Consider the following 14,168-nt stretch of genomic DNA (forward strand, 5'->3'; position numbering starts at 1 on the left):
TGTGAGTGCGGAGCAAACCTTCGGCTATTTCCTGCACGAGTACCTTGCGCGGAATGACAGTTCGCACCGTTCGGCCAACCGCTGGCACGGCGCGGGCGCGGAGGCGCTGGGGCTGGGCCAGCGCGTCGGCAAGCGCAAGTTCATCTCGATCCTGTCCGGCGAGGTGCCCGGCACGGAGATCACGCTGGGGCGTATCATCGACGGGGAGCGCCAGCACCGCCCCGGCTGGGACATGACCTTTTCGGCCCCAAAATCTGTCTCGCTGGAAGCGCTCTACCGGGGCAGGCGGGCGGTGATGCACGCCCATGATGCCGCCGTGCGGGCAACGCTCGACTGGATCGAGGCCGAACACCTCCAGACAAGGGGCTACGACCCCGCGACGGGACGGCGGCCACGGGAGGCGGCGGACGGGATGATCGCGGCGACGTTCCGGCACATGGCGAGCCGCAACAACGACCCGCAGCTTCACACCCATGCGGTGGTCGCGAACATGACGCGCAACAGAGACGGCGCATGGCGCAGCGTGGAGCCTACCTTGCTGCGCCGCAACCGGCGGGTCTTCGGCGCGTGGTATCGCAACGACCTGGCACGGCGGCTGCGGGACCTCGGCTATGAGTTGACGCCGACGACCGTGGGCGGTCTGCCAAGCTTCGAGATTTCCGGCTGGTCGCAGGAATGGCTCGATGCGTTTTCCACGCGGCGGCGGGACATCCTGCACTACATGGCCGACGAAGGCCGGGACTACACGACGGCCAACGCGCAGGCTGCCGCGTTGGTCACGCGCGGCAGGAAGGCGGAGCCGGTCAAGGGCGAACTTGTGAAACTGTGGCACCGCCGGGCGGAGCGCATGGGCCTTGTCGAAGACGCACGGCCCCGGACAACAGCCAAGCCTGCGCTGACCAACGCGGTGCTGTCACCGCTGGAGGCCGTCTGGCAGGCCATGGATCATCTTGAGGAACGCCAATGCGTGTTCCGGCGCACCGACCTGCTCGCCGCCGCATTGGGGCGGGATCCGGGACGCCATTCGCACAAGGAACTGGAAGCGGCCATCGACCAACTGCGCCGGGACCGGCATCTCGTGGAGACCACCTCTGGTGATCTGACCACGCGCCGGACCCTTCGGGCGGAACGCGCCGTGATCACGGCCATGCGGGAAGGACGATCCGCGCCGCTGGCGAACGCGCAGGACATCACCGCACAGCTTGAGGCCACGTCGCTGACGGACGGCCAGCGGGACGCGGTGCGCACGATCCTGCTGTCCGGGAACAGGATCGTCGGGGTTCAGGGGTTCGCGGGCACGGGCAAGACCCGGATGCTGAGAGAGGTTGTCCGGCTTGCGGGGGACCATCCGGTGATCGGGTTGGCCCCGTCCTCGGCAGCCGCCCGTGTTCTGGCGCTTGAGGCGGGGATCGGCACAACCACGCTGCAATGGATGCTGGCGCGCTACGGGCATCTGGGCGATGGCCCTGATCTTGAGGCGGCGCGCAAACGGTACCGGGGGGCGGTGATCGTGGTGGATGAAGCCTCCATGATTGGCACGGTCCAGATGCGCGATCTGCAACGCGTGGCGGAGCGGCTCGGGGTTGCCCGGCTCGCGCTTGTCGGGGACAGGCTCCAGCTTCGCTCCGTCGAGGCGGGGCAGCCGTTCCGCCTGCTTCAGAACGCGGGGATGGAAACGGCGCGCATGGACGATGTGCTGCGGCAACGCGCGACGGACCTCAAGGCCGCCGTCACGCATATGATTGCGGGGGACGCGGACCTCGCCGTCCAGAGCCTTGGCAGCGATGTGCGGGAAATCCCCCCGGACAGGCTGGCGGAGACGGCGGCCCGGCTCTGGCTTGCGCTTCCCCCGGACGCCCGCAGGCGAACCATGATCCTTGCCCCGACCCACGGGCAGCGCGAAGAGATCAACGCCGTGCTGCGCAAGGGGTTGGCAGAGGAAGGGCTGCTCACCGGGCGCACGCTTGAGATCGAACGGCTCGTGGACCGCCGCCTGACCCGTGTTCTGGCAGCCGATCCCATGAGTTACCGCGCGGGCGACATCGTTGTCGCCAACCGCGACGTTTACGGCTGCAAGGAGGGGGAGGCGTGGCGGGTCACGGGCAGCACCAAGGACCGGATCACGCTGGAGCGGCGCGGGGTCTCCGGCGGGTTCAGGCCCTCGGGCAACGCCGCGCGCAATGTGTCGGTCTTCGAGACGCGCCCGATTTCGCTGCGCGCGGGGGACGAGATCGTCTTCACGCGCAATCTCCGTAGCCTCGGGGTGGTGAATGGCGAACGCGGGCGGATCGAGGAGATCGGGCGAACACGCCTGCGTATCCGGCTTGGTGACGGGCGGCGGCTGGAGCCGCTGACCGACGATGACCGGTTGCGCCACATCGACCATGCCTGGACTTCGACAGTGCATCGGGCGCAGGGCATGACGACGGACAACGTGATCGCGGTGCTGGACGCGGACAGCATGATGACGGATCGCGCGCTGCTCTACGTGGAGATGAGCCGCGCCCGCGACGGGTTCGTGCTGCTGACCGACGACACGGAACAGCTTGTGCACCGGCTGGAACAGGAGACCGGCGTGTCACATTCCGCTCTGGAAGCAACCGGACAGGTGCTGCATGTCCCGCAATCCCGTGGGGTATCGCCGAAGGAACCGCTGCGTCCGGCGCTGCGGGACTGGCGGGCGCTGGAAGCGGAGGCCGCGCAGTTGGGGATTGCGCCGTTCCTCATGCCCGAGGCCGATGCGCTGCTGGAGCGGCTGCGTCGGCGGGCGTCCGTGGAAGACGCAACGTCAGAGACCGCATCCCAGGAGATCGCGCGGATATTGACGGACCACGACGCCCATATCCGGGGCCGGGAGGCTGAGGCCATCGGTCAGGGCTGGGCGGACCTGCGGGCGCGGGCGGCACGGGGCGACAGCCACGTCGCACTCCAGCCGGGCGTGGATGCGCTGTTGAAGCGGACGGGCGGGTTGCGCCAGACCGATCCGCTTCAGATCGGCCCACTTCCCAGAGCGGTCAACGAAGGCGTCCTGGATTGCCGTGCGCTGCTGCGCGGGTTTGGTGACCGGCTGGAGCACTGCGGGACCCGGATCAGCCGGGCAACACAGGAGCGGGCGGATGCGATTGCCGGGATCGAACAGGGTTGGGCGCGACAGCGGGCCACGGCCATGATGGGCGAGGATGACATTGCGCTCCTGCCGGACACGGAGGCGGTGATGGCGCAGACGCGCGCTGTTGCCGAGCAGTATCCTGGCGCGCTTCCGAAACGCGTGCTGGACCACATGGAAGACTGCGAACGGGTGCAGCACAGATGGAAGCGGCTCGTGCAGGCCGCGGATGTGCTTGCGACCTGCGCAAAGTCAGAGCAGCCCGCCGACGAGACGGTCTGCAAGGCCATGGCCGAGGCGGAGGTGTTGATCGAAGACGAGCGCTTGTCCCACAAGGCGCTGGTCGATGGCGTTGCGCTGTCCGTGGAGTCCGCCCTCATCAAGTTGAACAAGAGGCGCAGCCTGGAAGACCGGGCGCAGGACCTGCGCACCGGCTGGAAGGCGCTGGAGGCGGAGGCGAAGCGGCAGGGGTGTCATCCGTTTCAGGTCGCGGGCTGTGATCGCTTCCTGAAACGGCTCTCGGGTTTCGAACACGACCTGCCTCCGGACCTTGCGGCCCTGCCTGATCTGGCGGTCAGGCATCGCAGGGTGCGGCAGGAACGGGACGCGGTGATCGCGTTCGACGCCAAAAGGCGGAAGATCATCAGGAGGGCTGCGGCATGGCTACCTGATACGCCGCTCGACCGCAGCCTGCTGACCAGCTACGGACGCTGGGCAAGGTCCGCCCCGAACATGATCGAGCGGGGAAAGCGCCTGTTGGATGACGCACTTCTGTCCTCAGAGGACCGCAAGACGCTTGAGAAAGCGCTGGAGCGCATCACGTCCTCGCTGGATGGATGCGGCCTTGAGGCGCGGCACCTCGGTATCTTTGAAGAGATCATGGACAAGGCGGAGGCGCAGGGGTGCCACAGGTATTTCGTGGAAGGCTATGACGCTTTCTTCGAAGGTCTGGGCGAACGGATGATCGTGGGGCCGGGAAGCAATACGCTGGCAACCAACGAACGGGCCGTGCGCGACGAAATGGAGATCGATGCGTATCGCGTTCACAGGCTTGACGAAGAACTCACCGAGGCCTTGCAGCAGCGGGAAGACGGTGGGGACGCGTTCGTGGGGCAGATGCATCCCTACCACCGGTGGAAGCGCGACACGCAGAGCAATCTCGAAACCGTCCGCTACGTGTTGAACGACAGGGACACCTACGGCCCGCATCTCGACAGGGTTCCGGGGCTTGAGGATCGGTTGCGCGCGACGGCTGCCTCGGTCTCGGAGATAATCAAACGCGATGCGCCCGTCAGAACGAAGGTCGAAGCCGAACATGTTGAGAATGTCAGGCAGCAATCCGCGCGGCGGGCGCAGGAGCGGGCGTTGGACAGGGAGTTCGGTCCGTCCCGTTCCATCGGCATCGATTTATGGTAGCAGGGCTTTCATCCGTGTGACGCCGGTTCTGACGACTGTGGCGTGAAGGCTTGTACAGCAAGGTCGGCCTGTTCGGTCGAGGCCGGTGCTGCTGCACAGGTGCCGCAGGCGAAGAACGGACCCAGCCTGCGCAGATCACATTCCCGCATCACATGCGCTGTTTCGGGTCGTGGACCTTCACCTCGACCGATTTCGCGCCGTGCCATTCCTTGACGGCCTTTGCCAGAAGGGCTTCCGCCTTGTCCGGCCCGAAGAGCTTTTCGAAGGCCAGCAACAACTCGTCCAACCGGTCTTCGGCGATCAGGTCCGTCACCTTCGCATCGCGCAGGAATGCGATCTGGTTGCCGAGTTTTTCCATCCAATCGGAAGAGGGTTTGAGTAGGTCCATCAGAAACCCGATCTGGTCATTCATCCGCTTCTGGTCGTCAGCACCCAACACCAGCGGCTGCGGGCGATTGCCGAAGATCGACAGGTCAGCCGTCAATGCCCGCTCTACGAGCCAGGGCGAGGTCTTCATCCCGGCCTCAGCCGCCCGCCTTTTGGCATCCTCCCATTCCTGGTCGGTGCAGGAGATGTAGAAGGTTCTTTTCTTCGCCTCTGTCATTCTTGCGCCTCTTGCGGGTTATACTCAAGTTCGTCGAGATGCAGGCGATAGAGAAGCGCGACCGCATCGACCAGTGCAGGGTCGCCGTCGGCCCTGACGAAAAACATTTCACTGAGACGCCGACACAGGTCATTCACATTCCGCAAAAGGTCACGCTGCTCCTCGGGCGTGAGAACAAGCGGACTGGTAGATGGTGGGGGCGCATCCTGCAAAGCACAGGTCATCACGAACTCAGAGACACTTTTGCCGACTGACTTCGCCCGTGCCCTGATCCGATCCCAATCGTCAGGGGTCCTGCAATAGACAGGTCGTGCCCTCTTCATCCCAAACCCCCTTCTCCTGATCCGCCCACGACTGATTCACCCGTATCAGACCCCGCGCGTGTCGGGTCCGTGCGCAGCCGCAACGCGACCCGCCGAAGCGCCTCCGTCCAGCCATCGTCTTCCCCGCGCTCCGCCAACCGCATCCGCTCCACTTCGCAGAGCGTCAGAACGGCGGACTCGATCCGGTCCAGCCGCGCCGACAGCGTGGCGCGTGAGGGGCTGTCAGACACGTCCGGGGCCAGCGCCCGCTGGACGACATATCCGCTCACCGACATGCGGGAAGCCTTGGCCCGCGCCCGGACAATCTCCCATTCGCTATCGGTTGCCTTGACCGCCCGTTGTTTTGTAGCCGAAGTGTTTGTCATGGCCGGGTCCTGCTATATGTAAGCACCAAACGCTATATGTCTACGACTTGAAAGTGCCGGATTTCTGCTCAAAAATCGCTATGCTTTGTATATAGCATATATGCTTACATATACCGTGATCAACGCGAAAGCAGTGCAAAACGCGGGATTATGCGTACATAGTTCTCACCGAAAATGCAACTTTTTGCGACAGAGTGCCCGCGAAAAACATATATGTAGCACATATAAACTCTGCTTGCAGTCACGCGCAACATGCTGTATTAGTTTCGTTAATGAGAGGAACGTAGAAAGCTATGTAAGAGGCATAACCCCTGATTTGACGGGTTATAGGTTTTCACACCTATCTGATGACCGCCGCAATCGACGGCCGCGCAGGATCCGGGCGGATCGCGTCGCGGATCGGGATATCCGAGCAGGCTGATACTTTTACGCCGACCGATGATGTATTCGGGATGATCGAGAATCGTTTGGCCCAAGGATCAGTGGCCTGTGTATTTGTCGACGAAGCCCAGTTTTTGACCGAAGATCAGGTCTGGCAACTGGCCCGCGCCGTTGATGACCTGCATGTTCCGGTGCTGGCCTACGGCCTGCGTGTGGATTTTCAGGGCAAGCTGTTTCCGGGGTCAGCCACTTTGTTGGCGCTGGCGGACGAGATGCGCGAGGTGCGCACAATCTGCAAATGCGGGCGCAAAGCGACCATGGTGATCCGGCAAGACGAAAACGGAAACACTCTGACCGAAGGGGCACAGGTGCAGATTGGCGGGAATGAGACCTATGTCTCGCTCTGCCGCAAACACTGGCGCGAAGCAGTGGACACCTAGACCGGATTGGGCAGCGGCCGGCCGGCGACAAACGCCGCGACATTGTCCAGCGCCATATGGCCCATATCGGTGCGCACTTCCTCGGTCGATGTTCCCAGATGCGGCAGCAGGGTCACGTTTTCAAGGTCGCGCAATGCCTGCGGAACCGCTGGTTCAAATTCGTAAACATCCAGCCCGGCTCCCGCGATCTGGCCCGATTGCAAGGCAGCAATCAAGGCGGCCTCATCCACAACCTCTCCGCGCGCGATGTTGACCAGAATGCACGACGGCCTCATTGCCTCAAACACTTGCGAGCCAATAAGGTGCTGTGTGCGCACCCCGCCGGGCACAGCAAGGACAAGGAAATCGACTGCCGACGCCAGCGCCTTGAGATCAGGAATGAACTCGGCGGGAAAATCCACAGCCTTTTCGCTGCGGGATTGGTATGCCACGTCCATCCCGAACCCGTAGTGGCAACGCCGGGCGATGGCTTGACCGATACGGCCCATGCCGACGATGCCGACGCGCTTGCCCGTGACATGATGGCCCAGCATCTGTGTCGGATGCCACCCCTCCCACTTGCCCGAGCGAACCAGGCGTTCGCCCTCACCCGCTCTGCGCGCAGTGGCCAGCAGCAAGGTCATGGCGATATCTGCGGTGGCGTTTGTGACGGCACCGGGCGTGTTCGTGACAACAACACCAGCACCACGCGCGGCGTCCACGTCGATGTGGTTGTAACCCACACCGAAATTGGCCAACAGCTTACAGCGGGGATCGGGCACTTCGGCGAAAACCTGGGCCGAGAACTGGTCACCCAATGTCGGGATGACGATATCGAAGTTACTCAGCGCCTCCAGCATTTCCTCGTGGGTCATGGGCAGGGTGTTGCTGCGAATCTCAACGTCGAATTCGGAGCGCGCTCGGGCTTCGACCGCTGCGGTCATCGGGCGGGCGATCAGCAGGCGCATCAGTGCATCCGCCCGCCGATCGGAACCTCTCCGTCCGGTCCGATCAGGACGATTTCACCACTGTCATCTGGCAAACCCAGCACCAGCACTTCGGACATGAATTTTCCGATCTGGCGGGGGGGAAAGTTGACAACTGCCATCACTTGCTTACCCACAAGGGTCGCGGGATCATAATGCGCTGTAATCTGGGCCGAGGTTTTGCGCTGGCCAATCTCATCCCCGAAATCAATCCACATCTTGATTGCAGGCTTGCGGGCTTCGGGGAAAGGTTCGGCGCGGGCGACCTTTCCCACTCGGATATCGACCTTCAGAAAGTCATCAAAGGTAATCTCACTCACGGGACAACTCCTTGGATCGATTGGTGGCGGCTTTGACCGCACGATGAAGCAGATCAGGGAAACCTTCCTCCGCATGCATCAACACCTCAAGCGCCGCCTGAGTTGTGCCGTTTGGCGATGTCACGTTTACACGCAATTGTGAGGGGTCTTCTTCGGCCGCCATGGCCAGGGCTCCGGCCCCTGCGACGGTAGATTTCGCCAGTTTCATAGCAAGATCATGCGGCAATCCCTGCGCCTGACCCGCAGCAGCCAAGGTTTCGATCAGGTGAAAGACATATGCCGGGCCCGAACCGCTGACGCCTGTCACCGCGTCGATCTGCGCTTCCTCCGACAGGCGCACCGTCTCGCCAATGGCGGACAAAAGACTCTCGGCCAGCAGCAAGTCTTCATCGGACGCATAAGAGTTTCCGATCATCGCCGTGATACCCTGACGGATCGCCGCCGGAGTGTTTGGCATGGCGCGCACAATCGGCGTACCGTCCCCAAGCACACCTTCGAACGTCGCAATCGATGTCCCTGCCGCAACCGAAACAAACAGGCTTGTTCCACCGCCCAGTGCCTTAATGGAGGGCAGCGCTTCGCCCATCATCTGCGGTTTGACTGCGACTAAAACCACTGCCGGTGCTTCGGGTAAGGCCGTGTTGATGTTCACGCCCTGCGCCTTCAGCCAATCCGACGGCTTCGGATCAATCACCCAGACTGAGGATGCAGGCAGACCATGCTCCAGCCATCCGGCAAGCATGGCCGATCCCATTTTACCGCAGCCCAGCAGGACCAGCCCCTGCTCTGCAAGACGTGACATATCCATGATTGCCCCTCCCCTCAGTTGGTTTGGGGCAAAGCTTTACGCGCGGCCGTAAGCCTCTGCAATGGCGACTTGCATCGCCTCTTCCGGGGAACGGTTGCCCCAGGTCACCAACTGGATCGCCGGGTAATACCGCTCGGCGCTCAGGACCGCCGCATTGATCATCGTGTCGATCTGTTCCGGGCTGGCCATCTGACCTCCGGCAAGAACCAGACCATAGCGATAGACCATCAGTTTCTGATTGGCCCAATAGGTAAACGCGCCCGCCCAGCACTGGTCATTCATCTTGTTGAGCAGTTCATACAATTCGGTTTCACGCTCGCTGGGCGGCTCCATCTCAAACGAGCACACCATCCGGAGTGTCTCGTCATAGTTGGACCAGGCCAGGGTGATCGAATAGGTGCGCCACTGGCCTTCAACGGCCATGGCGATCTGATCATCACCGATGCGGTCAAAATCCCAGTCGTGGTGTTCGGCCAGGTGTTCAACAATGTCGATTGGATGAAGGTCTTCTTCGAGAAACTGCTCGGAAAGGGCCATAATGCCACCTCACTCATCTCTAGCATATTCGGGGCTGGCAGCGCCCCAGCGCTAGTTGCTTGCTCTACAGACCGGGCTGTGACCCTTGGCCTGTACTAAATATGGTGCGATGTAGCCGAGACTCTGACAACCCCCATTTTTGGGGATAACAGCAATAAGTTGTGGACAGCTGGCAACGGCGACCAAAATATTGGCATCGGATGCAGCTTTGTCTTGATTAAATTTCAACAGGCGGCAAGATGCACAACACCGCGCGGCCCGTGATCCGGATCGCGCGGCAGCAATAAATTCCTGAAAACCTGAAATGCGCGAACGCTACTTGTCCAGTTTCGCCTCAAGCGCTGAGATGCGCGCTTCAAGTGCCGCGTTTTCCTCACGCGCTTTCTGGGCCATTGCCCGAACGGCGTCGAATTCCTCGCGCGTGACAAAGTCGCGGTCAGCCAGCCAACGGTCAATCATCGACTTCATCGCAGTCTCGGCCTCTTCCCGCGCGCCCTGTGCCACACCCATGGCGTTGGTCATCAGTTGGGAAACGTCGTCGAGAATCTTGTTGCGGGTTTGCATGGCTGTACTCCGAAATCGCTGTTGTTCTCTATATGGGGAATGATTGGCGCGGGCTCAAGGTTGACTTGGTCCGCAAACCCCGGGCAATGAGACGCATATGCAGGCTGTTTTGAAATTCCCCGATCTGTCGCCCGAGTTGTTCTCGATCTCATTGTTCGGGATGGAGTTCGCGCTGAGGTGGTATGCGCTGGCCTATATCGCCGGTATTCTGATTGCATGGCGCATGGCCGTAATGGCACTGCGGCGCCCGACCCTTTGGCAGAATCAGACACCTCCGATGAAGCCCGAACAGGTCGAGGATTTGATGACCTGGATCATCCTCGGGGTCATTCTGGGCGGTCGGTTGGGGTTTGTGCTGTTCTATCAGCCTGCCTACTACCTGTCGCATCCGCTTGAGATCCTGCAAGTCTGGCAAGGCGGCATGGCTTTCCATGGTGGATTGCTTGGCGTCGTGACTGCGTCTTACCTCTACGCCCGTCGCCACAAGCTGCCGGTTTTGTCCATGGGTGATCTGGTGGCTTACACAGTGCCGCCCGGCCTTCTGCTGGGGCGACTGGCGAATTTCGTGAACGCTGAACTCTGGGGCCGACCGAGTGAGTTGCCCTGGGCTGTCATTTTCCCTGGCGTCGCAGCGCAGGACTGTCCGGGCGTGGTGGCAGGGATGTGCGCGCGTCATCCATCGCAACTCTACGAGGCCGCGTTGGAAGGTATTCTTCTGGGTACTGCACTTATCTGGCTGGCCTATCGGCGCGGAGGGTTCCAGAAGCCTGGATTGGTCATGGGCGTGTTTCTGGCCGGATATGGCGCATCACGCTTTACTGTCGAATTTTTCCGGCAACCCGATGCTCAGTTCGTCACGCCCGGAAATCCACTGGGTCTGGCATGGCATATCGGCGGCTATGGCCTGACCATGGGGCAGCTTCTGTCCCTGCCGATGATCGCGCTTGGTCTGTGGTTCGCGCTACGGGCAAGACGCGCATGACCCTCAGGGATCACCTGCTCGCCCGCATCCAGCAGGACGGACCGATGAGCATCGCGGATTATATGTCCGAGTGCCTGCTGCACCCAAAGTTCGGCTATTACACCACCCAAGACCCCCTGGGCGCCGAAGGGGATTTCGTCACAGCCCCCGAGGTGAGCCAGATGTTCGGCGAATTGATCGGCTTGTGCCTGGCCCAAAACTGGATGGATCAGGGACGACCGGATCGGATCGTTCTGGCCGAGCTTGGCCCCGGACGCGGAACGTTGATGGCCGATATCCTGCGCGCCACGCGGGCGGTGCCAGGGTTTCACGACGCCGCACAAATCCTGTTGTTCGAAGCTTCTCCCGCTCTGCGGGAAAGACAGGCTCAAACATTGCGGAACTATTCCCCCGAATGGATTGAGACCCCGACCGACCTACCTGACCTGCCCCTGTTTCTTGTCGCGAACGAGTTCTTTGACGCCCTGCCCATCCGTCAGTTCCTGCGCGATGGTGACGGGTGGCGCGAGCGTCTGGTCGGAGCCGAACGCGATCAGCTGACCTTTGGCCTTGGGCCGCAGGCGGCTCAGGTTGCTCTGACCGATCGGTTGGAGGACACCAGGGACGGCGATCTGGTTGAGCTTTGTGCCGCAGCCATCCCGATTATCACGGTTGTCGCCGGTCACATCGCCTCGGCGGGCGGTGCCGCGCTTATCAGTGATTATGGGGATTGGCATTCGTTGGGCGACACCTTCCAAGCCTTGCGCGCGCATGGCCACACCGATCCGTTGGGCGCGCCGGGTCATGCAGACCTGACAGCCCACGTTGACTTTGAACCTCTTGCGATAGCCGCGCGGGCCGCCGGGTGCGCCCATACGCGTTTGACGCCTCAGGGCGTATTCCTTGAAAGGCTGGGTATAACCCAACGCGCGCAGACATTGGCGGCTACACAAAGCGGTCCTGCGCTGGATGCGGTGGTTGCCGCACATCGACGGTTGACGCATCCCGATGAAATGGGAAACCTGTTCAAGGTGCTGGGTCTTTACCCATCTTATTCCTCACCGCCGCCGGGATTAGAGCGATGACATTGGAAATTCTGACTTCGGATTTGCTGTCCCCTGTACGCCATGGGTTCTTCACGCGGCGCGGCGGTGCTTCGTCAGGTATCTTTGCCGGATTGAACTGTGGCCACGGGTCTTCGGACCAAACCGAGGCGGTTGCCCTGAACCGCAAACGTGTCGCTGACGCAATGGAAGTGAAAACCGATGCTTTGATCGGGGTGCATCAGGTCCATTCGCCAATCGTTGTGACAGTCGAAGAGCCAATGACCGGAGAGAAGCCGAGGGCAGATGCGGTGGTCACGGCAACCCCGGGATTAGCGCTGACAATCCTGACCGCAGACTGCCAGCCGGTTCTTTTTGCGGATCCTGACGCAAACGTGATCGGGGCCGCTCATGCCGGATGGCGCGGAGCTTTGGATGGCGTCCTGGAAGCAACTTTGGTCGCGATGGAATCCCTTGGGGCCCATCGCGAGAACACTATTGCCGTAATTGGCCCAACCATTTCTCAGAGCGCATACGAAGTCGGCCCCGAGTTCCTGGACGACTTTATGGCCAGCGCACCGGAAAACTCACGTTTCTTCGCCAATGGACAGGGCGACAGGCTGCAATTCGACCTCCCGGCCTTTGGCTTGCACAAGCTGCGCGAGGCTGGTGTGGGGCACGCCGGATGGACGCGGCACTGCACATATTCCGACCCGGACCGGTTTTATTCCTACCGTCGGGCCACCCACGCGAAAGAAGCAGATTACGGCCGCCTAATTTCTGCAATCAGATTATAGATTTAGGTCGAATTAAGGCAGCATCGCCCCGTTTCTGCCACATTCTTTGTGTTTATCTGAGTCAGAATCGTTTCAAGTTTTCACGAGTGCTCAGGTGGTTATGCGGTACTTCACCCAGTTTCGCCTGATACTGTTAACAAAGAGGTACCAATCACCTTCATTTTGTCCTCATTTCTTCCCGGATCAGCCTTATCTCCGCCTCAAACTGGCGTCACATTGAGACGGCAACGGGAAAACAGGGGCAAAAGTCCCCAACTGAGCAGGACACAAAATGAAGTCGAAATCACGCTTTCTGAGCGCCGTATTGATGGCAATCCGGGAACAGAACCCAGAAATGCCGTGGAAGCGGGTTTCAAGCCGGTCCGTCAGGGTTGCGCGCCGTTTGGCCGCGCGCCTGTGACGTAAAGAATTCCCTCGGGACCAGCTGCCGGTTCCAAGGGCTTAGCTCACATCGGACATTGCTCCGGACCGATGTGTGGCGCCGCAGAGTGGGTCTGCGGCACGCTGTCAGGGGCATGTGTGCGCGGGTAATTTTAACCCGTGAGTGACGAGTTTGTCTTGGGGGGTCAGATTATGACCGGATCATTGCGATTGTCTTTCGCGACGCGGGATCTGTGCGGCATGCGTTCTATGTCGATCTCCCGAGTAAGGCAAAGAACAAGGCTGTTTGGCGGGCACGTACGGGGGTTCTCCCTGCCAAAACAGAAGTTATAGAGGGGTCGGAATATAAATGGCTATTCCAAATTCACTGGCACGCGCGGCCAGAAACGCGGTGGAAACATCTGCCCTTTTGCGGGACGCGCCCAGACCGGTATCGCAACCAAAAGCGCAGCTGCGGCGCTACGAGGTCAGCTCTTTGCTGGACAATGGCGATGTGGCGCAAACCCGTCATATCGCACCGGCACTGCCGATGTTCGAGGATGCCTTCTGCGCGTTCACCCGTGGATCGCTGGTGGACACTGAAGACGGCCCGATGGCGATCGAAGACCTGCTGCCTGGCGATACAGTGCTGACACAAGACGGGTCGTCGCAAAAGGTTCTGTGGAAAGGGTCCGTCACTCTGATCCCCGGACGCGAAGATTCACGTGGCCGAACCCGGCCACTGACTCGCATCATGGCAGACACGTTTGGAATGCAGAAACCACTGTCCGGCGTGATCACCGGCCCCGCGGCCCGTCTGCTGGGAACACCGGCTCATCTGCGTCATCTCAACGGCGGTCAGCCCATGCTGACGCCTGTACACGAATTCCAGGACGGTATGGGCGTGATCGAAACGCTGCCCCCCACCCCGGTCGAGCTGTTTCACATCTGCCTGCCCCGCCATGCGGTGATCCGGGTCGATGGCCTGCAGTTTGAAACCTATCACCCGGGCGTAAATGCGGCCCGGATGATCAGCCAATCCTTGCGTTCTATTTATCTGAACTTATTCTCACATATAGAATCGCTGAGTGATTTTGGCCCGCTGCTGTTGCCGCGCGCCGGAGATGGCGAGGTTGACGCAATTACTGCGTAAGTAAAATGTAACGATTTCTGCAAGT

General features: G+C 61.1%; 14 protein-coding genes and 1 pseudogene. 7 read left to right on the plus strand and 8 right to left on the minus strand.

Annotation, left to right across the window (positions count from 1 at the left end):
- Position 1: 1 nt before the first annotated feature.
- The gene (gene mobF, locus ACP0GE_RS07025; RefSeq protein WP_424831272.1) at positions 2–4,522 is read left to right on the plus strand and encodes a MobF family relaxase; all 4,521 of its coding nucleotides are present in this window, start codon (positions 2–4) and stop codon (positions 4,520–4,522) included.
- Positions 4,523–4,670: 148 nt separating this feature from the next.
- On the opposite strand, the gene ACP0GE_RS07030 is transcribed toward mobF, so the two are convergent.
- From ACP0GE_RS07030 to ACP0GE_RS07040, 3 genes are read right to left on the minus strand one after another with little or no spacing between them, the layout of a single operon-like run.
- Positions 4,671–5,126, minus strand: coding sequence for a hypothetical protein (locus ACP0GE_RS07030; RefSeq protein ID WP_424831273.1), 456 nt, complete (start codon positions 5,124–5,126; stop codon positions 4,671–4,673).
- Entirely contained in the window at positions 5,123–5,449 is a 327-nt protein-coding gene (locus ACP0GE_RS07035) for a plasmid mobilization protein (RefSeq protein ID WP_424831274.1), read from the minus strand. The genes ACP0GE_RS07030 and ACP0GE_RS07035 overlap by 4 nt, the downstream gene beginning before the upstream one ends.
- The gene (locus ACP0GE_RS07040) at positions 5,446–5,814 is read right to left on the minus strand and encodes a plasmid mobilization protein (protein ID WP_424831275.1); all 369 of its coding nucleotides are present in this window, start codon (positions 5,812–5,814) and stop codon (positions 5,446–5,448) included. Before ACP0GE_RS07040 ends, ACP0GE_RS07035 begins: the two co-directional genes overlap by 4 nt.
- 329 nt (positions 5,815–6,143) lie before the next feature.
- Here ACP0GE_RS07040 and ACP0GE_RS07045 point away from each other — a divergent pair.
- A pseudogene (locus ACP0GE_RS07045) lies at positions 6,144–6,635 on the plus strand (thymidine kinase); the annotation flags it as partial.
- Here the strand turns inward: ACP0GE_RS07045 and ACP0GE_RS07050 are convergent.
- From ACP0GE_RS07050 to ACP0GE_RS07070, 5 genes are all read right to left on the minus strand, one after another.
- A complete protein-coding gene (locus ACP0GE_RS07050) occupies positions 6,632–7,582 on the minus strand; it encodes a 2-hydroxyacid dehydrogenase (RefSeq protein ID WP_424831276.1) in 951 nt (316 codons plus the stop codon). The pseudogene ACP0GE_RS07045 and the gene ACP0GE_RS07050 overlap by 4 nt on opposite strands.
- Positions 7,582–7,920 carry a tRNA-binding protein gene (locus tag ACP0GE_RS07055; RefSeq protein WP_424831277.1) on the minus strand — a complete coding sequence of 113 codons (339 nt, stop codon included), beginning with the start codon at positions 7,918–7,920 and terminating at the stop codon, positions 7,582–7,584. Before ACP0GE_RS07055 ends, ACP0GE_RS07050 begins: the two co-directional genes overlap by 1 nt.
- On the minus strand, positions 7,913–8,728 hold the full coding sequence (gene proC / locus ACP0GE_RS07060; protein ID WP_424831278.1) for a pyrroline-5-carboxylate reductase: 816 nt from the start codon (positions 8,726–8,728) through the stop codon (positions 7,913–7,915). Before proC ends, ACP0GE_RS07055 begins: the two co-directional genes overlap by 8 nt.
- A 36-nt stretch (positions 8,729–8,764) precedes the next feature.
- Entirely contained in the window at positions 8,765–9,265 is a 501-nt protein-coding gene (locus tag ACP0GE_RS07065; protein WP_424831279.1) for a YbjN domain-containing protein, read from the minus strand.
- A 315-nt stretch (positions 9,266–9,580) separates the two neighbouring features.
- Positions 9,581–9,829: an accessory factor UbiK family protein gene (locus tag ACP0GE_RS07070; protein WP_424831280.1), complete on the minus strand. Its 249-nt coding sequence runs from the start codon at positions 9,827–9,829 to the stop codon at positions 9,581–9,583.
- Between the two features lie 97 nt (positions 9,830–9,926).
- Here ACP0GE_RS07070 and lgt point away from each other — a divergent pair, with 97 nt between their 5' ends.
- The 5 genes from lgt to ACP0GE_RS07095 all read left to right on the plus strand — a co-directional run bounded on the left by lgt (position 9,927) and on the right by ACP0GE_RS07095 (position 14,143).
- A complete protein-coding gene (gene lgt, locus ACP0GE_RS07075; RefSeq protein WP_424831281.1) occupies positions 9,927–10,811 on the plus strand; it encodes a prolipoprotein diacylglyceryl transferase in 885 nt (294 codons plus the stop codon).
- Complete coding sequence (locus tag ACP0GE_RS07080) at positions 10,808–11,875, plus strand: class I SAM-dependent methyltransferase (RefSeq protein WP_424831282.1); 1,068 nt, start codon at positions 10,808–10,810, stop codon at positions 11,873–11,875. Before lgt ends, ACP0GE_RS07080 begins: the two co-directional genes overlap by 4 nt.
- Positions 11,872–12,630 carry a peptidoglycan editing factor PgeF gene (gene pgeF / locus ACP0GE_RS07085; protein ID WP_424831283.1) on the plus strand — a complete coding sequence of 253 codons (759 nt, stop codon included), beginning with the start codon at positions 11,872–11,874 and terminating at the stop codon, positions 12,628–12,630. The genes ACP0GE_RS07080 and pgeF overlap by 4 nt, the downstream gene beginning before the upstream one ends.
- A 271-nt stretch (positions 12,631–12,901) precedes the next feature.
- Positions 12,902–13,030 (plus strand): hypothetical protein, encoded by a 129-nt coding sequence (locus tag ACP0GE_RS07090; protein WP_424831284.1) that lies wholly within the window; start codon positions 12,902–12,904, stop codon positions 13,028–13,030.
- A 330-nt stretch (positions 13,031–13,360) separates the two neighbouring features.
- On the plus strand, positions 13,361–14,143 hold the full coding sequence (locus ACP0GE_RS07095) for a Hint domain-containing protein (protein WP_424831285.1): 783 nt from the start codon (positions 13,361–13,363) through the stop codon (positions 14,141–14,143).
- The last annotated feature ends 25 nt before the right edge of the window (positions 14,144–14,168 follow it).

This window comes from Ruegeria sp., from assembly GCF_965243365.1.
In the GTDB taxonomy this organism is placed as follows: Bacteria; Pseudomonadota; Alphaproteobacteria; order Rhodobacterales; family Rhodobacteraceae; genus Ruegeria.

Excerpts from the sequence above, each read along its gene's own strand:
- ACP0GE_RS07030 (WP_424831273.1), bottom strand. The coding sequence starts at position 5,126 with ATGACAGAGGCGAAGAAAAGAACCTTCTACATCTCCTGCACCGACCAG.
- ACP0GE_RS07035 (WP_424831274.1), bottom strand. The coding sequence starts at position 5,449 with ATGAAGAGGGCACGACCTGTCTATTGCAGGACCCCTGACGATTGGGAT.
- ACP0GE_RS07040 (WP_424831275.1), bottom strand. The coding sequence starts at position 5,814 with ATGACAAACACTTCGGCTACAAAACAACGGGCGGTCAAGGCAACCGAT.
- ACP0GE_RS07050 (WP_424831276.1), bottom strand. The coding sequence starts at position 7,582 with ATGCGCCTGCTGATCGCCCGCCCGATGACCGCAGCGGTCGAAGCCCGA.
- proC (WP_424831278.1), bottom strand. The coding sequence starts at position 8,728 with ATGGATATGTCACGTCTTGCAGAGCAGGGGCTGGTCCTGCTGGGCTGC.
- ACP0GE_RS07065 (WP_424831279.1), bottom strand. The coding sequence starts at position 9,265 with ATGGCCCTTTCCGAGCAGTTTCTCGAAGAAGACCTTCATCCAATCGAC.
- ACP0GE_RS07070 (WP_424831280.1), bottom strand. The coding sequence starts at position 9,829 with ATGCAAACCCGCAACAAGATTCTCGACGACGTTTCCCAACTGATGACC.
- lgt (WP_424831281.1), top strand. The coding sequence starts at position 9,927 with ATGCAGGCTGTTTTGAAATTCCCCGATCTGTCGCCCGAGTTGTTCTCG.
- ACP0GE_RS07080 (WP_424831282.1), top strand. The coding sequence starts at position 10,808 with ATGACCCTCAGGGATCACCTGCTCGCCCGCATCCAGCAGGACGGACCG.
- pgeF (WP_424831283.1), top strand. The coding sequence starts at position 11,872 with ATGACATTGGAAATTCTGACTTCGGATTTGCTGTCCCCTGTACGCCAT.
- ACP0GE_RS07090 (WP_424831284.1), top strand. The coding sequence starts at position 12,902 with ATGAAGTCGAAATCACGCTTTCTGAGCGCCGTATTGATGGCAATCCGG.
- ACP0GE_RS07095 (WP_424831285.1), top strand. The coding sequence starts at position 13,361 with ATGGCTATTCCAAATTCACTGGCACGCGCGGCCAGAAACGCGGTGGAA.